The sequence below is a fragment of the Brucella sp. IR068 genome (assembly GCF_049065885.1).
Lineage (GTDB): Bacteria > Pseudomonadota > Alphaproteobacteria > Rhizobiales > Rhizobiaceae > Brucella > Brucella intermedia.
On the sequence record NZ_JBAKHE010000014.1, the window covers coordinates 84,708 to 103,081 of the forward strand.

Consider the following 18,374-nt stretch of genomic DNA (forward strand, 5'->3'; position numbering starts at 1 on the left):
TTTGACATACTACCGAGTATGTTGCATATTCCGAATAGGTTTGCAACAGGCCTGTTTTGGCGGTTTAGTTGCGGCCGAGTAGGAGGAATTCAGAACATGACGCCAGACCAGCGCGCGCTCGACCGCAGCCATTCCGTGTTGCGATATCTTCTCGATCGACATGCAGCGGAGCGCCCCGCAGCACCATTCGTGCATTTTTGGCCTTCGACCGAATGGGATTACAAAACGACCAGAGACCGCGTCCGTCAGCGGGCGGCGACGCTTCAATCACACGGCGTGAAACGTGGCCATCATGTGCTTTGTTTTATGGGTAACGGCCCGGATTTGCTCACTACCTGGTTCGCAATCAACTATATCGGGGCGGTCTATGTCCCCATAAACACTGCAGCACTCGGGCGCTCCCTGGAACATATCCTGGGCGATGCGGATGCCGCGCTGATGGTTGCCCATGCCGATCTGGTGGAGCGATTGCTGGACGTTGCCCCCGGCAAGCTGCGCAAAGTCCTGGTGGTCGAAGGCTCTGCAAGCTGCGCCATTGCTGGGGTGGAAATCCTGCCTTTGACTGACGTGGAAACCGTTAGCGAGAGCGAACTTGCCCTCGACACGCCGATTGAGCCGTGGGACACGCTTGCCATCATGTATACGTCGGGCACGACCGGCAATGCCAAGGGCGTCGTGACCTCTTATGTGCAACTTTACACGATGGGTCCCGACGCCTTCGAGTGCGTGGATGAAACGGACCGTTGTATGATTTGTGGTCCGATCTTCCATTGCGGCTCCACGCTCTATGTCTATGCGATGCTGGCGCGCGGGCTGTCGATTGGCATGATGCGCGAGTTCAAAACGCAGCATTTCTGGCAGGCGGTGCGGGAAACGAACTCGACCTATTGCCTGTTGCTAGGCGTCATGGCGAGTTTCCTTCTGAAACAGCCGGTTTCACCGGATGATCGCAACCACCCGCTGCGACGCGCCTTCATTACCCCATTTGGCGAGGATGGCCCCTTATTTGCGGCAAGATTTGGCGTCGAGGCCTGGACTATCTACAACATGACCGAAATCGCTAGCCCACTCGTTGCCGGACCCGGGATTTCGCAAAAGGGAATCGCGGGAACACCGCGCCCCTGGTATCAGCTGCGCATCGTTGACGAGAACGATATCGAGCTGCCCGATGGCACAGCCGGTGAGTTGGTCATTCGTTCCGACCGCCCCTGGGCCTTGATGAAAGGTTACTACAACAATCCGAAAGCTACCGTCGAAGCCATGCGCAACGGCTGGTTTCACACAGGCGATAGCTTTCGCAAGGACGAAAATGGCGTCTATTTCTTCGTTGATCGTCTGAAAGACATCATCCGACGGCGGGGCGAAAATATCTCTTCCTTCGCTTTGGAAGCCGAAGTGCTTTTCCACGACAGCGTCAAAGAGTGCGCGGCTATCGCGGTGCCAAGCGAATTGAGCGAGGATGAAGTTCTTATCGCCGTAACCCCTGTCGAAGGCCACCAAATCAATGCTGGAGAACTGCTGGAGTTTCTAACAGGCCGCCTGCCCCGCTTTATGGTGCCTCGCTATGTACGAATTCTGGATTCTTTGCCGAAGACGTCAAGCGGTAAAATCCAGAAACATATCCTACGCAGCCAAGGCATTACCGGAGATACAATCGATCGCGATTTCAACGCCAAGCGCGCAAGCTGATCTCTCAAAATCGACAGACCTGAAACAAACTTCGTCATCAACACCACGCCATCTATCGTGCAACAAACCGGCGGGCTGGCGAAAATGGTTGATATTACAGAGCGTTTGCTGGGCAAGAGCGTCGTTATCGTCACCGACAAGGGAGCGCAAGCTCGGATCACTGAGCCGGCCAGAGGCGGATGCCCTGTCGATTTATAAAGCCGCATATTGATCGCAACGCAGGCAATCTTATAAAAAAAGGCCGGTTTTCACCGGCCTTTTTCGTTTCCATCAACAAATTTCAAACAGGCCCGCAGCACCCATGCCACCGCCGACGCACATGGTTACCACCACATAGCGTCCATTGCGCCGTTTGCCTTCGATGAGGGCGTGCCCGGTCATTCGCGCGCCCGACATTCCATAGGGATGGCCAATCGAAATAGCGCCGCCACTCACGTTCAGCTTTTCATTATCGATGCCAAGCTTGTCGCGGCAATAAAGCACCTGCGCCGCAAAGGCTTCGTTCAATTCCCACAGATCGATATCATCGACCGTCAGGCCATGCTGTTTGAGCAGTTTCGGCACGGCATAAACAGGGCCGATACCCATCTCGTCCGGTTCACATCCGGCTACAGCCATTCCGCGATAGATACCGAGCGGCGAAAGCCCCCGTTTTTCAGCCTCCTTCGCTTCCATCAGCACCGATGCCGAGGCGCCGTCCGATAATTGCGAGGCGTTGCCAGCAGTGATAAAGTGACCCTGTGCTATCGTCTGACCATCGGAAAAGACAGGCTTCAATCCGCGCAAGCCTTCCAGAGTCGTTTCGGAACGATTGCCTTCGTCCATAGCCAGCTCAACGTTTTTCGCGGAGACTTCTCCGGTGGTCTTGTCCTTGACCAGCATGGTGGAGCGGATCGGGACGATCTCGGCGTTAAGGCGACCTGCGACCTGCGCGGCGGCAGTGCGCTGCTGCGATTGCAACGCATATTCGTCCTGCGCCTCACGCGATATGCCATAACGCGCCGAAACGATCTCCGCTGTTTCGATCATGCTCATATAGGTGGCGGGCAGATGCTCCGTCAGCCACGGATCGCGCCAGCGATAGACGTTCATATGCTCGTTTTGCACCAGCGATATCTGCTCCACGCCACCGCCAATGGCAATCGTCATACCATCGGCGGTAATCTGCTTGGCCGCTGTGGCAATAGCCATCAGGCCGGACGCGCATTGGCGATCCATAGACTGGCCCGGAACGGAAACCGGAAGGCCAGCCCGCAACAAGGATGTACGGGCGATATTCATGTGGGTCGAGCCTTGCTGAAGTGCCGCACCAAGGACGACATCCTCCACTTCCGCGCTATCAATACCGGCGCGCTCCACTGCAGCGGCAATCGCGTGGCCTGCTAGGGTTGGCGCGGTCGTATCGTTGAAGGCTCCGCGATAGGCTTTGCCAATCGGCGTGCGTGCAGTTGATACGATTACAGCTTCTCTCATCAGATCTCCTCCGCTGACGCGGGCACGTAAAGCCTTTCGGCCAATTGTCTCAGCTCCGGGGTCAGCGCAACCGGGCGTCGCGTGTCTCGGTTGACATAGACATGCACATATTCGCTTTTAGCTGCGGCCAGCTCTTCGCCATCCTTGAAAATGCCAAATCCCCACAGCAGACTGGTATTGCCGATATGCTCGACACGAACCCCAACAGCGACATTGTCCGGGTAGGAAATCTCGGCGAAATAATTCGTCGAATTGCGCGCAACGATACCAATGGGCGTGGAGCCAAGCAGATCCAGTGCACCCGCCGCAATAAGCGATCGGTTCAGTGCGGCATCGCAATACTGCATATAGACGACGTTGTTGACATGGCCATAAATGTCCATGTCGCTCCAACGCGTCTGCATCTGATAAAACTCCCGATAGGCTGACCGTGGTTCAGCCTTGGGGCGGGGTTTTGAGGCCGTCATTCGATGACCTCATGTGCGCGGGAGGTCGCGATAATGCGATCAACATGCGCCAAACCGGCATCGGTCTCGATAAAGTTGGATATGTCGCCGATCTTTTTGAAAGCAGCAGCAACGGCTTCTGGCGTCCGCTCACTTTTCGGCAGATAAACGCCTTCACTTTCCACAATCGCCATACGGGCTACAGTGCCCGCGCCTGCCAGAAGCATGGTGCGGCTTGGCGCCTGATCGCTGACAAGGAAGAGAGCCGCAGGAACCACATTTTCGGGTGCGAGACGCACCAGCATTTCCTCGTCCAGCACATCGCCTGTCATACGGGTTGCCGCTGTCGGGGCAATCGCATTGACATGAATGTCATATCTATCACCCTCAAAATGCAACACATTCATCAGACCGACGAGCCCCGCCTTCGCCGCACCATAATTGGACTGGCCGAAATTGCCATAGACGCCCGACGTGGACGTCGTCATCAGGATGCGGCCAAAGTTTTGGCCTTTCATAATGTCCCAGACGGCACGGCTGGCGTTGGCCGAGCCAATAAGATGCACATCCACCACCGCGCGAAAATCAGCCATTTCCATTTTCGCGAAGCTCTTGTCACGCAAGATCCCGGCATTGTTGATGAGAATATCGATGCGACCGAATTCTTCGACTGTGCGCTTTGCCAGCGCCTGCATATCTTCCAACTTCGTGACATTGCCCGCATCAGCAATGGCGACGCCGCCCCTGGCGCGTATCTCCGCAACGACCTTTTCCGCCGCTTCAGAGGTGCCGCCGGTGCCATCACGGCTGCCGCCAAAATCGTTCACGACGACTTTTGCGCCGCGCCCTGCAAGCTCAAGGGCATAAGCACGCCCAAGTCCACCGCCTGCACCCGTTACGATTGCAACACGATTCTCGAAAGAAATAGCCATGTGGTCCTCAACCTACTGTCAGTATGAGCCAGTCAGCGGCGAGTGCTGGCTTGGTTTCGTCTTTGATTTCAATAGTCGCTGCAAGGGACTGGAGCTGACCATTACCCTTTGGTTGAACCGATTTGGAGCTGAACACACCTCGAATGGAAGCTCCCACCTTTACTGGTGAAAGGAAGCGAACCTTGTCGAAACCATAGTTGACTTCAATCGTGCCACTTGCAACCTCCGGCAATACCTGGCGACTGAGCTTGGTCAACAGACCAAGCAGGAGAAAACCGTGGGCGATAGTTCCGCCGAAAATACTTTCCGCCGCTGCGCGTGCCGGGTCGGTATGAATGAATTGATGATCGTCAATCACATCTGCAAACCGATCCACAAGCTGCTGATCGATCTTGATCCAGTCCGAATAAAGGGGCTGGCTTTGTGCGTCTGCTGGGCGTGCACACGCAACAGAATTAGGGCTAGTTTCCAAATTACATCCTCCAAGCGTCGAGAAATGGACAGTAGCCCATTACTTAACAACATACTGAGTAGTATGCACTTGAACGTAGCTCTGTCTAGTGGCATTCTGACATCGAAATTTGCTAAGCTGCCGCTTACCTATGCATAAATCGGAGAAGCAGATGGCTGAAAGCCGCCGTAATAACCGAACGGACAGTACCGGGAATGTCGTAATCCTGGAAACCGCCGCTCAGTGCTTCATGGAGCAAGGCTTCGCCACAACAAGCATTGATGATGTGGCGCGCAGGATGGGTTCGACCAAAGGGCGCATTTATCACTACTACTCGTCGAAGACGGATTTGTTTTTCGACGTGCATCGCGAAGGTATGGATCGGCTGTTCAAGGCTGTCGAACCGGTCATGACGATGAACAGCTCGGGCCTGCACCGACTTGAGGAGATGCTCATGGCGCATGCGCTCGCCATGATGACCAACGTCGCTTTCGAAGCCGTCGTGGTGCAAGGCGTCCATATGCACAAGCTAGCAGCAACCACGCCAGATCAGCGCCGCACACTGAACGAACTTATTTCCATCCGGCGCCGTTTCGAAGGTTTATTCAAGCAGGCTATTCGCGATGGAATAGAGGACGGCAGCATTCGGCAAGTTGATATATCAATAGCTGCCAAGGCGGTGCTCGGCGCGATCAACTGGTTGTCCATTTGGTATCAACCGAGAAGCGCAGAAACCGAAAACGACAAAATCACCTTAGCTAAGGAGATCGTGGGAATTCAGATAAATGGGCTTCGTTTATCCAACTAAGCATACGCTAGCAAACAATTGTAACATCCGAGATTGTACCTTGCCGTGTCCGAAACCATTGTCGGCAAAGCGAGGCCGAAGTGTACGCATTTATCGCGTTGATTAGTCGGAGTTACGCCGAGTAGAAATTGGCCCAACGATCGAGGCGAGGGTGAGTCCTGGGCTCGCGGTGCGTTAGGTGGCGTGAGGAGAACTCTAATCATAAAAAGAACGAATCGAGCCAAGTTGCCTGTCAAGGACCGCGGCAGGTCCAACAACATCGCAGATATTCTGGTAAAGGAAACGAGCGGGATTGACGTTCGTTTCTTCGGTAACGCTGATGTCTTGGAACTCCCGACGCTTGTAAGAACGCCGCACAGGTCAAGGCGCAGAGAGGTGAATACGGACTGGCCGAGAATGTCGATAAGGTCATTCTCTATGGCTCGATCATGGCCAGCGGCTGCAGAAGAACGCACCCTGGCGTAACAAGAAAAAGCGCTAAAGAAGCCCGAATAAATGAATGGCCCGGATATCCGGGCCCTTCATTTATGTCGATCAGAAACGAAATGTCTTCACTTCGTTTCCGCGCTCGATATTTCGGTTTTCGTGATGACGGACAGCCTCTGCATTTTCAATTTCGTCTTCCTGCAGATGTTTCAGGACCATTTCCAGACGTTCCAGCGCCGTTGCCTTGTTTCTATGCTGAGATCGCTCATTGCGCGCGATCAGTTGGATGCCCGTTGGAATATGAACAACACGTACGGCACTGTCGCTTGTGTTCTGGTGCTGACCGCCTGGACCACCAGCACGCAAAGTTTCGAAGCGAACATCATTTGGCTGAATGACAATGTCATTAATTGCTGGCCGCGCGATCCTGCTCACCGAAATAAACCAGTGCTGCCGCTTATGCTGCGGTCGAACTGGGCTTTTGAAAACCAACAGATAGCGAGTCAGCCATAAGATCATTCATTGCCGTAGACAGGGGGGGAGATGTCAGACCTTACCGTAGAAACGGCGGCGATCGACTGGGTGGATGTTACTTGCTGAGTGTTGCGGCCATCGGCAGTGATCGGCGAAACTGGCAGGCCGGGCGGGATTCGAACTTTTAGGGCGCGCTCGACTGACGCTCCGCCATTCCGCAGTATATGTCAGCTTTCGGGGACTCTTGGGGCGCACGGGCGTAGACTGCCGGAGGAAGCCGGCGGCTATAAGGTGGGCGTTCTTGTGCAGAGCAATTTCGGCAAGCGGCGGACCGATACCCGGCTCCTGCTTTATCAATTGAAGCGTCTTGCGCGGCCCGTGCCGATCGGTATCGGCCGCGTGGGTGGCTTTGGTGGCAATGGCAGCGGCGATATCTTCATTGCCTTTTCCACCGCCAACGAAGGGGCTTCAGCCGCGAGAAGAATGCGACAGCCAAAGTCGTTTCCAACGACGAGAGGGACCCGTTGATCCATGCGACGGCGCTCGCGTGGTCAATGCCGTGGTGGCGGCGGGAACCGCGACGACAACCTGTCCTTCGCGATCACACATGGCCATCAGCGGGGGAACCTCAGGAAATACAACCGCCGCAACCAATAGCTTGGATTGCGCGCGCTCAGTCTGCGTTCTTCGGTCGGTGCGGCTTGCCGGGCACCTGTTGACGCAGACTGTTGACGAGATAGCCTCGCCTCCCATTTACTCCAGATAAAGGCCGTTCGCTTCGTCTCGTCGCTCTGGCGTTGGACGACCGGTTGGTGAGCAGGAGTATCCATGGCCAGTCCCGACACTGTACCTTCCGAGCCAGCCGCGAGCGGCTCGCTCGCGATCGGCGACGTGACAATCATCGATAATGCCAAGCTGAAAAAAGCCATCACGGCGGCCGCGCTCGGGAACGCCATGGAATGGTTCGATTTCGGTGTCTATGGCTTCGTGGCCTATGCGCTCGGACAGGTCTTTTTTCCCGACGCTTCGCCCGGCCTTCAGATGATTGCTGCGCTCGGCACGTTCTCGGTGCCCTTCCTGGTGCGTCCGTTGGGTGGAGTGTTTTTCGGCGTGATGGGCGACCGATTTGGTCGTCAGAAAGTGCTGTCGCTTACCATCGTTATCATGGCCGTCAGCACGCTTTGCATTGGACTCATTCCGTCTTACGCGCAGATCGGGATCTGGGCGCCGATTCTGCTTTTATTGTGCAAGCTGGCGCAGGGTTTTTCAGTCGGCGGCGAATATACCGGTGCCGCCATTTATGTCGCTGAATATGCGCCCGACCGTCGACGGGGGTTTTTGGGAAGCTGGCTTGATTTCGGCTCCATAGCGGGCTTTGTGCTTGGCGCGGGGGTGGTGGTGCTGATTTCGACTATTCTCGGCGAAGAACGTCTTCTGGAATGGGGCTGGCGCCTTCCATTTTTCCTTGCGGCCCCGCTTGGCTTAGTGGGGCTTTATCTGCGCCGCGCGGCGGAGGAAACGCCGGCGTTCCAAGAACAGCTGGAAAAGATGGAGCAGGAGGACAGAGATGCAGTCCAGAATCCACCGCGTATCTCCATCCGGGTCATTCTGCGCAAATTTTGGCACGCGTTCGTCGTGTGCATTGGCATCGTGCTGGTAACCAATGTCACCTATTACATGCTGCTTACATATATGCCGAGCTATCTGTCCCACAACCTGAATTATTCCGAGGACCACGGCGTGCTCATCATCATTGTGGTGATGATCGGTATGTTGTTCGTGCAGCCGGTCGTGGGTTTTGCGAGCGACCGCTTGGGACGTAGGCCGTTCATCATGGCGGGCAGCATCGGGCTGTTCGTTATGGCATTGCCCGCCTTCAGGCTCATCATCAGCGGCAATATCGGTTTCATTTTCCTGGGTCTGCTGCTTCTGGCGGTGCTGCTTAATTTCCTTACCGGTGTGATGGCATCCACCCTGCCGGCCATGTTTCCGACACGCATCCGCTACAGCGCTCTTGCAAGTGCTTTCAACGTATCGATCATCGTGGCGGGCCTTACTCCCACGCTTGCCGCCTGGCTGGTCGAAAGCACCGACAACCTGATGATGCCGGCCTACTATCTGATGGCCGTGGCTGTGGTGGGGTTTGTAACGGCACTCATCATGAAGGAAACAGCTAACCGCCCGCTGCGTGGCGATACGCCCAACGCTTCCAGCCATGCGGAGGCGAAGGAACTGCTGCAGGACGCTTATGACCATATCGAGCAACGCGTCGAGGATATCGACGCCGAGATCAAAGCGGTCCGTGCCCAGCTCGCGGAGCTGGAGGCGCGGCGCCGCGACCTGGTGAACCAGCATCCTGAACTGGAGTAAAAGCAACGGTGCCTTTCGTCAAGCGACCCATCGGCTTTCGGGAATGGCGGCACCGGTCGCATAGCGGAGATCGAGGCCGTACCATCTCACGCGGCTGCAGGAAGACTCACTGCGGGCGGTTAGACTCGCCATCGCAAGCGCAGCGCAGGCCTCGGGAGGATCATCGGCGACAGCGGGATCCCTCGTCCACGAGTATTAGTTTCCGCCCCACAGTTGCATGAGTTCCAACCCTCTCCCGGAAATGCGTTAAGCCTATGGCAACGGATGAGGCCCAATAATCAGTCACACCACTGCATCCTATGCTTCAATATCCTCGCCTGCGGTCGATCTCTCCAATAAGCGCTTCGTCTCTATGCAGCCGCTTGAGGTTTTCAACCAGTACGTCTGCCGCGCCTTGGCTGTCAGTCATGCAAGCGATATGCGGGGTAACGATCACCTTTGGATGAGACCAGAGTGGATGTCCGGAGGGGAGCGGTTCCGGTGCTGTTACATCAATGAAGGCGGAGGAAAGCTGGCCGCTATCGAGCGCTGCAAGAAGCGCGTCGTAATCCGTCTGCGGCCCGCGACCGACCAGAACTACGCTTGCCCCTGTGGGCAAGCAGGCCAAAAATTGGGCATTGATCAAGCCTTCCGTCTCTGCCGTGAGCGGTAGCAGACAGACCAGAATGTCTGTTTGCGCAACGAATGTCCTAAACCCTTCTGCCCCGGAGAAACAACGTACGCCCTCGACATTCTTCTCGCTTCGGCTCCAGCCGGACAGAGGGAAGCCGAAAGGCTTGAGGGCCGACAACGCAGCCTGCCCCAGATATCCAAGCCCCATTACACCTACCCGACGGCAGCGGGCGCTTGGCTGGGGCAACGTCTGCCAGATCTCCCTACGACTGTGTTCCAGATAAGCGGGCAATTGTCGGAATAGAGCCAGCACGGCGAGTGTCACGTATTCCTGCATCATACGGGCAAGACCCGGCTCGGTCATGCGGACGATGCGGATATGAGCAGGGATCTCCGCCTGGAGAAATTGCTCTACACCCGCCCCGCTTGAGAAAATAATCTCAAGCGCAGGGAACCGATCCTGCAGCCTGTCAGGAACCTGCCAGCATAGCAAATGACGCACCCTTGCCGAAGCATCGGCATCCAACTCCCCTGAGAGGAACTCCACTTCCGGCAATTCGCGCGCAAATACCCCGCGGATTACTCCGGCGCGGGCCGGATCGAGGGAACAATAGAAAGCCATAACGCCTCCCCTTGCGCGACACGCAACCCGCGTCGCGCATCCATATAAATCAATGATTAAGAACGCGGCGCAGGAAGTCCTGCGTACGCGGATGCTGTGGCGCGCCGAGCACTTCCTTTGCCTTGCCCTGTTCCACGATGACGCCGCCATCAAGGAAAAGTACCCGATCAGCCACGTCGCGGGCGAAGCCCATTTCGTGCGTTACGACCAACATGGTGAGCCCCTCGTCAGCAAGGCTGCGCATGACATCGAGCACATCGCCCACCAGTTCAGGATCGAGCGCTGACGTCGGCTCATCGAACAGGATCGCCTGCGGGCGCATTGCTAAGGCACGGGCAATCGCAACACGCTGCATCTGACCGCCGGAAAGCTGGCCCGGGTAATGGTCGGCCCGGTCTCCTAGACCTACGCGCTGAAGCAGGTGTTGGCCGTATTTACGAGCTTCACTTGGGTTTTCGCCTTTGACGTAAACCGGTCCTTCAACGACATTTTCGAGGGCCGTGCGATGTGGAAACAGGTTGAACCGCTGGAAAACCATCGCCATCCGCGTGCGGAGATCGCGGATCGATCGATCCTGCGCGTCAACCCGCTGACCTTCGATCAAAATGTCGCCACCCTGATAGGTTTCGAGCCCGTTCAGGCAGCGCAGCATCGTCGACTTTCCCGACCCAGAAGGGCCAATCAGACAAACGACTTCACCCTTCTGCACGTCAGCGCTGATGCCTTTGAGGACCTGAAGCGGACCATAGGATTTTGTGACGTTCTTTATTTCAATCATCGCCATGATCAATGTCCGTTTCTTTTACCAAAGAGCTTTTCAAGACGCCCGACAGCCATCATCAGCGGCAAGCTCAGGCAGAGATAGAACATGGCAACCAGCGTATAGACGCTCATATTCTTGAAGGTCGAAGCAGCGAGCAGCTGGCCTTGCAGGGTCAGTTCGGCAACCGTGATGGCAGACGCCTGCGAACTGTCCTTCAAGAGCATGACCATTATGTTGCCATAGGGCGGCAGGATCACTCGAACGGCTTGCGGCAGGATCACGCGGCGCATCGTCATGAACCAGCCCATACCGATGGATTGCGCGGCTTCTGTCTGCCCGTGATCGATGGCCTCGATGCCGGCACGGAAATTCTCTGCCTGGTAGGCCGAATAGGCAATTCCGAGGCCTATGATACCGGCCTGAAGAGCGGAAAGCGCAATGCCGAATTCCGGTAGAACGAAGTAGATATAGAAGAGCTGCACCAGGATAGGAATGCCACGGATCACATTGACGATAGCTCCGGCAACAGCCGACAGCCAGCCGATTCCCGACACCCGCATCAGCGCCCAGACAAGCCCCAGAAGGGTCGAAAGGACAAGTGAGCCCAGCGTCACGAGGAGTGTATATTTCACGCCTTCCAGCAAGATCGGGAAGAACTCGCGGATGTCCATAAGGAAGTTTTGCATTGACTTTAACTCTATTTATTTGGCGCGATCAAACGCGGATGAGGCGCTGCGGCCGGTAAGCCCCGTTTCGGGCGCAGGCCGAGAAGCACAAAGAGCTTCTGCTTGGACGCGCGTGGAGCACACCTGAATTGTGAGCATGGGGATCAATCCCCATGCTCACACCGGAATTATTTCAGTCCGTATTTGGCAAGAATTTTCTGAAGCGTGCCGTCCGACTTGATGCGGGCGATGGCTGCATTGATTTTGGGCATACGTTCGTCGCCTTTGCGGAGGGCCAGACCGAACTCGCCCCCGGCCGACGCTTCATAGCTCTCGACCATCTTCACCTTGGGGTAGCGGCCCTGCGAGAGGTAGTAGGCAGCCATTGGTCCATCCCCGAAGCCGGCATCGATGCGCCCGGCATTCACGTCAGCAATGATATCGGGAATGCCTTTGTAGACCTTGACATCACTGAACAGGCCGCTCTTCCTGAACAGATCAACGAAGGTGGTTCCCACCTGTACGCCGACGGTCTTACCCTTGAGATCCGCATAGGTCTTGTAGGCCGTATCATCGGAAACCGGCACGAAAACGCCTTCACCATAGCCATAGACCGGATCGGAAAAGTCCACGATTTTTGCGCGCTCTTCAGTGATGAACATTGCCGAAGCAATCATATCGATCTTGTTCGCGGTGAGCGACGGCACGAGCGCCGAAAACTGTACGGCCTCGAATTCCGCCTTGATACCGATATCGGGTTCGATGGCCTTGACCACATCGATCAACACGCCATCCATGGCCTTGGTTTCCGTGTTCACAAAGGTAAACGGCAAACCGGTGGGAGACGAACCTACTTTGACCGCTTCCTGAGCCAAGGCAGGCATTGCGCCCCACATGATGATCGCCGTAGCTGCCAAACCAAAAATTTTCTTGAGACGCATGGCATTCTCCTTCCTAAATGCAGCGATAAGTTTTCTATTCGAAACGCCGGTCGTGAAACCACGTTTGATAAAGTGAAATTTGTTGTGACCAGCGTTCACGGTGCAGCTTCTCAATTGCGTTCACCCTGGAAGCTGGCACTGTTTCTCAACGCCCGTTCATTGGATGCTGTTGCTTCCAACTTGCGATCCTTTCGTTCAAGGTCGGCAAAAACCAGCGGCATGAACCAGGCTTTTCCGCGCCAGGTCGGCACAAACTGCGGCGCGCGAAAATCGAAACTGCTTTCGCTGTTCGGCACCCCCAGTATTTTCTGCGCGACCTTGAAGCCGAGCCATGGTGCCCAGACAACACCGGAGCCACAGAATCCTGTTGCATAATGCACTGCCCCGCGCTGAAAAATTCGCGGAACCATGTCCCTGTTCATGGCTACATAGCCGAACCAGCTATGCGAAATACCGACACCTTCCAGTTGCGGAAAAACCTTGCACATTTCCGTATAGTTACGTTGCGTAGCGCTATCCGGATCGCCGCGGCTCGTAACATCCCGACCACCAAACAAGATGCGTCGCCCATCCGGCGACGGGCGGAAATAGTAGGTCATCGCCCGGGTGTCGGTGAGCATTTTCAATCCTGGCACCAACGCGCTTACACGTTCCTCGCCCAGATCCTCGGTTGCGATTATTCGGGAACGCAATGGCACCAGTCGCTGACGCAGCCAGCGGTCCGAATGATCGGTATATCCGTTCGTGCAAACAAGGGCATCGCGCGCCCGGGCACGACCGCGTGCGGTTACTACCGTTTTCCTATCAGCTCCTTGGTTGATGCCTTCCACGCGACATTCGCTGTGGATCAATACTCCCTCAGCAACGACCAGCCGTACCAGTTCTGCATGAAACTTTGCGGGATGCAGGCCACCAATATCCATACGAACACTGCCGCCCGCATAGAGGTCAGTCGCGATATGCCGGTGGACCTCGCTAAGAGGAACCGCGTAGGATTCGACACCGGTTGCTCGCTGGATAGCTTCAGCGCTTCGCGCCATGGCATCATATTCTGCGCGCGTCATCGCACCGCTGAATCGACCCACAAGCTTGAAATCCGCGTCAACGCCTTCATTGGCCAGAAAATCGATCATGAAGCGACGCGCTTCATGGCCTTCAGAAGCAATCTTTGCCGCCCGTTCCATACCGAATTTGCGGATCAGCGTCTTGTCATCGGGACGAATATTGCCACTGGTAAACCCGCCGTTACGACTGGAAGCACCAAAGCCAAGTTGTTCCCGCTCGAAAACCTGAACCTTGCGCCCGGCTCTCGCCAGATAAAGTGCAGCGCAAAGGCCCGCATAACCGGCGCCAACGATGGCCACATCGCAGTCCGGCTCGATGGCACGTTGTCCGACGCTTCGCGGCGGGGCGGCCTCCCACCAGTAGGGCGTATCCTTGTGAGCCATTTCTGACATGTCCCCTCCATGTTCTGGATGGATTTTGTTTTTAGTTTATTGAATGTATGACGATTATGAAGCAGAATACTAAAAACTAATCAACCCCGATTCATTCGAGTTCGTAGCGAGAGCCATTAAAAGATGCCAAAAGTGAACAAGGCAGAGATATCGCGGATCGCCCCTATCAGCGAACCCACACCGAACGATGCGGGGGATATCGGAGCACGTATCCGTACGCGCAGGCAGGCACTGGGCCTCACTCTTGGCTATCTGTCGGAAGTGTCAGGCCTATCGACAGGGGCGCTGTCCCAGATCGAACGCGGTCTGGTGTCGCCAACGGTTCGCACCCTTTATACTATTGCCGATGTGCTCTCCATGAGTCCGGCGCAGCTCATTGACCCGCAGGGGTTCGCAGCTGCAGCTCGCGCCAATCCCTACGTATTGCGGGCAAGCGAACAGCCCGAAGTGTTGAACGGTGGCGGTGTCATCAAGCACCGCGCTTCGCCAGAACTCATTGAAACCATGAAGTCCTTCGCGGTGCGGATCGTTCCGGGAGGGAGTTCCGGTGAGGAGTGCTATACCCATTCCGGCGAGGAGCTAGGGTATGTCATTTCGGGCAGTTTCACGTTGCAGATTGAAGATGCTCAATATCTGCTTTCAGCAGGTGACGGATTTGCCTTGCCTTCAACGACCCGCCACAGATTCTTCAATAATAGTGAAGCGGAAGCTTTCGTTCTCTGGGTGAACAAACCCGAGTGAAATCACCTGGCAGGCCAAAAAAAGCTGGAGAAAGATGAAAATGGCAAGCAGTCCTGAGAGCTTCTCGCGCTCGCTCTGGTGGAACGCGGCTGGCGAAGCAAAGCCGAACCATCCCAAACTGAACGGCGTACACGATGCGGACGTCGTTATTATCGGCGGCGGCTTTACGGGTCTTTCAAGCGCATTGTTCCTTGCCGAGCGTGGCAAGACGGTCGTGGTCCTTGAAGCGCGTCATGTCGGCTTCGGTGCATCTGGACGTAATGGCGGACAGGTGATCCCCGGCTTGAAGCACGATCCGGAAGATCTTATTGCGACCTATGGGCTCGAACATGGCAAGCGCATGATCGACCTTGTAGGGGGCGCAGCCGATCTTGTCTTTAGCCTTGTGCGCGAACACGCTATCCTATGCTCGCCCGTTCGCGCCGGATGGATTCAGGCCGCCCATTCTCAGCTTGCAACCGCTGCCGTTCACAAGCGTGCCCGACAATGGCAGGCGCAAGGCGTCGAAGTCGAGATATTGGACCGCGAACAGATTGCCAGACTTTCCGGCACGGAGCGCTATTTCGGTGGATGGCGTGATCCACGCGCCGGCGCCTTGCAACCGCTGGATTATGCCCGAGGGCTGGCGCGGGCCGCTTCGGCACGCGGCGTTCAGATTTTTGAAGATTCGTCCGTCACGTCTCTCACGCACGAAAACGGCGATTGGGTGGCACGGACGGCGCGTGGAGCAATTCGCGCGAGAGAGGCCCTCGTCGCAACCAACGCCTACACCGACAAACTCGTGCCGAATCTCGCCCAAAGCATTCTTCCTGTGCAAAGCATGCTGATCGCGACAGAGCCCCTTTCAGAAAAGCAACGCGGGGAAATCATGCCGGGGGGTGTGGTACTTTCCGAAACGCGCAAGATTGCTTTTTATATGCGTCAATCAGTAGACGGGCGTTTTCTCATTGGCGGACGCGGCGCCGTGGGAATGAACGAAAAGAAGGCACTCATGGAAGCGCTGAAGGCCGGAATGGTTAGGCTGTTTCCGCAACTGGATGGCATTGGCATCGACTATCACTGGTCCGGTCATGTGGCGCTAACGATGGATGGCCTGCCTCATCTTCACAATCCCGCTCCAGGTTTGCACGCAATGCTTGGCTATAACGGCCGAGGCGTAGCGATGGCGACCGCTTTTGGCAAGATGTATGCCGAATACATCGCCGAAGGCCGCCCCATGGTTTATCCCACCACGCAGATACCGCGCCTTTCCTGGCACTCGATCCGCAAACCCGTCATGGATGTTGGCATCCGCTGGTATTGGGTCAAGGACAGTCTTGGATTCGCATCGAAATAAACCCTCTGCAGAAAGTACTGGACTTGTTGAAAAACGTAATCAATCTGGGAATTGCGCCCTCTTGCGCCGCGGATTTGGAAGCAGCTTTCCAAGCCCTCACTTTGAATGGACAGTCTACTGAACCCTTCGGCGTCGGACGCGCTGTTCTTTCAGGAGAAGGAAAGGGGACGAAAAGCCTGTTCCCCTCTATTGTAATGGTTCGTGAGGGCTCTTTATCGCTCGTGGACAGTAACGGTTTCGAAATCGTGCTGGCCAAGGGTGAGGCCGCGAGCCTACCCGCGTCCAGTTTTGCATGGAAGGCACAGGCGGCCGATTGCGTAATCCTCACGATTCATCAGGGGACCGCGCCAGTGTCGTTCACCAAACTCGACCTTGACCATCCCATGGTTCCCGGTGGCGCGCCCAATGCAGCGCTGCTTACCACGCCCGCTCCGACGACTCATCGTCACGAATTCCAGAGTGACGATCCACTTTCCTGGGGCATTTGGGCGACTACGCCTTACGCCCGCCATCCCATCAACTATTCCTTCTCTGAACTGATGATGCTGCGCAAGGGCGACGTTACCTTATCCAACCCAGACGAGGGGAGCGTGTCTTTTGCGGCAGGGGACATTTTCCTTATTCGCCCCGGCGCTATCGCCGCGTGGAGCAATCCTACGGATCTGCAGAAGTTTTGGATCATCCACGAGCCAGATTACGTCACATACCCTTGTGCTCCACTGTATCCATCGATTTGAAGGCAGTGATAGCCCCCTTGTTCCGATGAAGTGCGTGATACCCTGTTGACGACCTGAGGATTTTGAACGTAAGCGCGATTTTCGATGCGGATTGACGGCTGTGGCACCGCTAGAGCCGCCTTGCATCGGAAGCGATATCCGGCTCCGTTAGGCGGCGGAGGTTTTCGAGAAGTTGATCGGTAGCAGGTCGCCGATGTCGGCATCGTCGTCTCGCTGCGGCACTCCGTGAGCACGTGCCGCAGCCAGATCAGAGTGTCCACAGGCGCGGCATGTCAGCATCAAACTATAGATCACTGCGCTGGCCCTGGCTCCGTCAGCAGTGTCGCTGAACAGCCATGATTTTCTTCTGGTCGCAAAACTCTGATGTCACATTCCAAAATATTGTTATCGATCGGCATCCTGCCGTCGCTGATGTAACGCGTCAGGCCATTGCCCATTCACTGATGGGCAATTCCGAACTCCTGCTGCTCGAGGAACCTTCGCTAGGTCTGGCGCCGATTATCATTCACCAGATTTTCGAGATCATGATCAAGCTCGCCGAGGCGGGTGTCTCCATTGTTCTGGTCGCACAGAATGTCGATCTGTCCCTCGAAATAGCCGATTATGTTTATGCGTTCGAACATGGCGAGATCCACGTCTCCGGCCCGGCTGACAAGTTGTCCGGCGATGCGCGCGTGCGTGAAATCTACTTGCCAGCTTAACTTGTTTATCAAACGGCAAAGGGGATTATTCAGTAAAGTAAATGATACCCCCTATAGCCACTGAAACCGGACACCAGCCTTCAATGGGACAATACGAATTTGGAGAAAGATCTCTTCTCAATTTAACCTCGATCTACATGATGACGTAGGTTATGAAATACTTTGTCCAACGACAACGTCCTTTGCCGTGAATGGAGCGCCGCTTGCCTCTGCCAATAGGCGATGTGTTGATTGCCAGTCGATACTGGATTCCATGTTTGGCATGGTCAATGCGCTTCGCTCCGTCAGACCTCGACCCCTTCATTTCGTTGGTCAAAGCTTGCAGTGACGGGCCATCATTTCGGCGAGGTGTTCCCGCCCCTCTTCATGCAACTTTTTGATCGCTGCACTCATATCTGCTGCCCGCTCATCCTGTCCCAGCTTGAACTTGACTTCCATCTTCTCAATAGGCATTTCGTAGCCGACAATATTGCGCAGACGCCGCTCCAGACCACCGGGGCCGAGTTCCTTCATCTGCCAGGGGTTGTCACGACCCTTCTCCATATGTTTGACGAGTTCGTGGAGATGCTTTGCAGTCGCTCCTTCCGATAAGATTTTGGGCGTGCCATGGATATGAGCAACCATGAAGCTCCAGGTCGGCGCGCTGTCCCTTTCCGGACAACCCGGATACCAAGACGATGACACATAATGACCAGCATCCATCAGGATTGCAATTGATGGCAGGCCACGT

General features: G+C 55.7%; 19 protein-coding genes and 1 pseudogene. 8 read left to right on the forward strand and 12 right to left on the reverse strand.

Translation table 11 applies throughout. The features are described from left to right. Positions 1–96: 96 nt before the first annotated feature. Complete coding sequence (locus ACOWVS_RS19565) at positions 97–1,689, forward strand: AMP-binding protein (RefSeq protein ID WP_006473180.1); 1,593 nt, start codon at positions 97–99, stop codon at positions 1,687–1,689. Positions 1,690–1,959: 270 nt separating this feature from the next. Here ACOWVS_RS19565 and ACOWVS_RS19570 read toward each other — a convergent pair whose 3' ends face one another. Genes ACOWVS_RS19570 through ACOWVS_RS19585 form a run of 4 tightly spaced genes read right to left on the reverse strand, consistent with a single transcriptional unit; the run spans position 1,960 to position 5,012 of the window. Further along, positions 1,960–3,162 carry an acetyl-CoA C-acyltransferase gene (locus ACOWVS_RS19570; RefSeq protein WP_006470026.1) on the reverse strand — a complete coding sequence of 401 codons (1,203 nt, stop codon included), beginning with the start codon at positions 3,160–3,162 and terminating at the stop codon, positions 1,960–1,962. Then, the gene (locus ACOWVS_RS19575; RefSeq protein WP_006473181.1) at positions 3,162–3,566 is read right to left on the reverse strand and encodes an acyl-CoA thioesterase; all 405 of its coding nucleotides are present in this window, start codon (positions 3,564–3,566) and stop codon (positions 3,162–3,164) included. Before ACOWVS_RS19575 ends, ACOWVS_RS19570 begins: the two co-directional genes overlap by 1 nt. 59 nt (positions 3,567–3,625) lie before the next feature. Beyond that, entirely contained in the window at positions 3,626–4,540 is a 915-nt protein-coding gene (locus tag ACOWVS_RS19580) for an SDR family NAD(P)-dependent oxidoreductase (RefSeq protein WP_006470024.1), read from the reverse strand. Positions 4,541–4,547: 7 nt separating this feature from the next. Further along, a complete protein-coding gene (locus ACOWVS_RS19585; RefSeq protein WP_006470023.1) occupies positions 4,548–5,012 on the reverse strand; it encodes a MaoC family dehydratase in 465 nt (154 codons plus the stop codon). A 151-nt stretch (positions 5,013–5,163) separates the two neighbouring features. On the opposite strand from ACOWVS_RS19585, the gene ACOWVS_RS19590 reads away from it, so the two are divergent. Beyond that, positions 5,164–5,799 (forward strand): TetR/AcrR family transcriptional regulator, encoded by a 636-nt coding sequence (locus tag ACOWVS_RS19590; RefSeq protein WP_006473182.1) that lies wholly within the window; start codon positions 5,164–5,166, stop codon positions 5,797–5,799. Positions 5,800–6,333: 534 nt separating this feature from the next. Here the strand turns inward: ACOWVS_RS19590 and ACOWVS_RS19595 are convergent. Next, positions 6,334–6,744, reverse strand: coding sequence for a peptide chain release factor-like protein (locus ACOWVS_RS19595; protein ID WP_006470021.1), 411 nt, complete (start codon positions 6,742–6,744; stop codon positions 6,334–6,336). A gap of 258 nt (positions 6,745–7,002) precedes the next feature. Between ACOWVS_RS19595 and ACOWVS_RS19600 the strand changes: the two genes are divergently transcribed. Both ACOWVS_RS19600 and proP read left to right on the forward strand, forming a co-directional pair. After that, positions 7,003–7,227: a P1 family peptidase gene (locus ACOWVS_RS19600; protein WP_374846628.1), complete on the forward strand. Its 225-nt coding sequence runs from the start codon at positions 7,003–7,005 to the stop codon at positions 7,225–7,227. Between the two features lie 300 nt (positions 7,228–7,527). Continuing rightward, on the forward strand, positions 7,528–9,069 hold the full coding sequence (gene proP / locus ACOWVS_RS19605; RefSeq protein WP_006470019.1) for a glycine betaine/L-proline transporter ProP: 1,542 nt from the start codon (positions 7,528–7,530) through the stop codon (positions 9,067–9,069). 304 nt (positions 9,070–9,373) lie between these two features. On the opposite strand, the gene ACOWVS_RS19610 is transcribed toward proP, so the two are convergent. The 5 genes from ACOWVS_RS19610 to ACOWVS_RS19630 form a co-directional block, all read right to left on the reverse strand. Continuing rightward, the gene (locus ACOWVS_RS19610; protein ID WP_006470018.1) at positions 9,374–10,303 is read right to left on the reverse strand and encodes a 2-hydroxyacid dehydrogenase; all 930 of its coding nucleotides are present in this window, start codon (positions 10,301–10,303) and stop codon (positions 9,374–9,376) included. Between the two features lie 49 nt (positions 10,304–10,352). Beyond that, a complete protein-coding gene (locus tag ACOWVS_RS19615; RefSeq protein WP_006473184.1) occupies positions 10,353–11,081 on the reverse strand; it encodes an amino acid ABC transporter ATP-binding protein in 729 nt (242 codons plus the stop codon). A gap of 8 nt (positions 11,082–11,089) precedes the next feature. After that, the gene (locus ACOWVS_RS19620; protein WP_006470016.1) at positions 11,090–11,752 is read right to left on the reverse strand and encodes an amino acid ABC transporter permease; all 663 of its coding nucleotides are present in this window, start codon (positions 11,750–11,752) and stop codon (positions 11,090–11,092) included. Positions 11,753–11,919: 167 nt separating this feature from the next. Next, positions 11,920–12,672 carry an ABC transporter substrate-binding protein gene (locus ACOWVS_RS19625; RefSeq protein ID WP_006473186.1) on the reverse strand — a complete coding sequence of 251 codons (753 nt, stop codon included), beginning with the start codon at positions 12,670–12,672 and terminating at the stop codon, positions 11,920–11,922. 110 nt (positions 12,673–12,782) lie between these two features. Continuing rightward, positions 12,783–14,120 carry an NAD(P)/FAD-dependent oxidoreductase gene (locus ACOWVS_RS19630; RefSeq protein WP_006473187.1) on the reverse strand — a complete coding sequence of 446 codons (1,338 nt, stop codon included), beginning with the start codon at positions 14,118–14,120 and terminating at the stop codon, positions 12,783–12,785. A gap of 132 nt (positions 14,121–14,252) precedes the next feature. Between ACOWVS_RS19630 and ACOWVS_RS19635 the strand changes: the two genes are divergently transcribed. The 3 genes from ACOWVS_RS19635 to ACOWVS_RS19645 are packed head-to-tail and all read left to right on the forward strand — an operon-like array spanning position 14,253 to position 16,943. Then, complete coding sequence (locus ACOWVS_RS19635) at positions 14,253–14,870, forward strand: cupin domain-containing protein (RefSeq protein WP_006470013.1); 618 nt, start codon at positions 14,253–14,255, stop codon at positions 14,868–14,870. 40 nt (positions 14,871–14,910) lie between these two features. Continuing rightward, on the forward strand, positions 14,911–16,206 hold the full coding sequence (locus ACOWVS_RS19640) for an NAD(P)/FAD-dependent oxidoreductase (protein WP_006473188.1): 1,296 nt from the start codon (positions 14,911–14,913) through the stop codon (positions 16,204–16,206). A gap of 23 nt (positions 16,207–16,229) precedes the next feature. Next, on the forward strand, positions 16,230–16,943 hold the full coding sequence (locus ACOWVS_RS19645) for a cupin domain-containing protein (protein ID WP_081375278.1): 714 nt from the start codon (positions 16,230–16,232) through the stop codon (positions 16,941–16,943). 147 nt (positions 16,944–17,090) lie between these two features. On the opposite strand, the pseudogene ACOWVS_RS19650 reads toward ACOWVS_RS19645, so the two are convergent. Continuing rightward, positions 17,091–17,368 (reverse strand): annotated as a pseudogene (locus ACOWVS_RS19650) (IS66 family transposase); the annotation flags it as partial. Here ACOWVS_RS19650 and ACOWVS_RS19655 point away from each other — a divergent pair. Beyond that, positions 17,330–17,644: a branched-chain amino acid ABC transporter ATP-binding protein gene (locus ACOWVS_RS19655; protein WP_235693813.1), complete on the forward strand. Its 315-nt coding sequence runs from the start codon at positions 17,330–17,332 to the stop codon at positions 17,642–17,644. The pseudogene ACOWVS_RS19650 and the gene ACOWVS_RS19655 overlap by 39 nt on opposite strands. Before the next feature lie 312 nt (positions 17,645–17,956). Here ACOWVS_RS19655 and ACOWVS_RS19660 read toward each other — a convergent pair. Then, positions 17,957–18,374: FMN-binding negative transcriptional regulator (locus tag ACOWVS_RS19660; protein WP_420973152.1), on the reverse strand; the 418-nt coding region annotated here is incomplete at its 5' end.

Bases quoted from the DNA above. Each gene is read 5' to 3' on its own strand.
- ACOWVS_RS19565 (WP_006473180.1), top strand. From the start codon at position 97: ATGACGCCAGACCAGCGCGCGCTCGACCGCAGCCATTCCGTGTTGCGA.
- ACOWVS_RS19570 (WP_006470026.1), bottom strand. From the start codon at position 3,162: ATGAGAGAAGCTGTAATCGTATCAACTGCACGCACGCCGATTGGCAAA.
- ACOWVS_RS19575 (WP_006473181.1), bottom strand. From the start codon at position 3,566: ATGCAGACGCGTTGGAGCGACATGGACATTTATGGCCATGTCAACAAC.
- ACOWVS_RS19580 (WP_006470024.1), bottom strand. From the start codon at position 4,540: ATGGCTATTTCTTTCGAGAATCGTGTTGCAATCGTAACGGGTGCAGGC.
- ACOWVS_RS19590 (WP_006473182.1), top strand. From the start codon at position 5,164: ATGGCTGAAAGCCGCCGTAATAACCGAACGGACAGTACCGGGAATGTC.
- ACOWVS_RS19595 (WP_006470021.1), bottom strand. From the start codon at position 6,744: ATGATCTTATGGCTGACTCGCTATCTGTTGGTTTTCAAAAGCCCAGTT.
- proP (WP_006470019.1), top strand. From the start codon at position 7,528: ATGGCCAGTCCCGACACTGTACCTTCCGAGCCAGCCGCGAGCGGCTCG.
- ACOWVS_RS19610 (WP_006470018.1), bottom strand. From the start codon at position 10,303: ATGGCTTTCTATTGTTCCCTCGATCCGGCCCGCGCCGGAGTAATCCGC.
- ACOWVS_RS19615 (WP_006473184.1), bottom strand. From the start codon at position 11,081: ATGATTGAAATAAAGAACGTCACAAAATCCTATGGTCCGCTTCAGGTC.
- ACOWVS_RS19620 (WP_006470016.1), bottom strand. From the start codon at position 11,752: ATGCAAAACTTCCTTATGGACATCCGCGAGTTCTTCCCGATCTTGCTG.
- ACOWVS_RS19625 (WP_006473186.1), bottom strand. From the start codon at position 12,672: ATGCGTCTCAAGAAAATTTTTGGTTTGGCAGCTACGGCGATCATCATG.
- ACOWVS_RS19630 (WP_006473187.1), bottom strand. From the start codon at position 14,120: ATGGCTCACAAGGATACGCCCTACTGGTGGGAGGCCGCCCCGCCGCGA.
- ACOWVS_RS19635 (WP_006470013.1), top strand. From the start codon at position 14,253: ATGCCAAAAGTGAACAAGGCAGAGATATCGCGGATCGCCCCTATCAGC.
- ACOWVS_RS19640 (WP_006473188.1), top strand. From the start codon at position 14,911: ATGGCAAGCAGTCCTGAGAGCTTCTCGCGCTCGCTCTGGTGGAACGCG.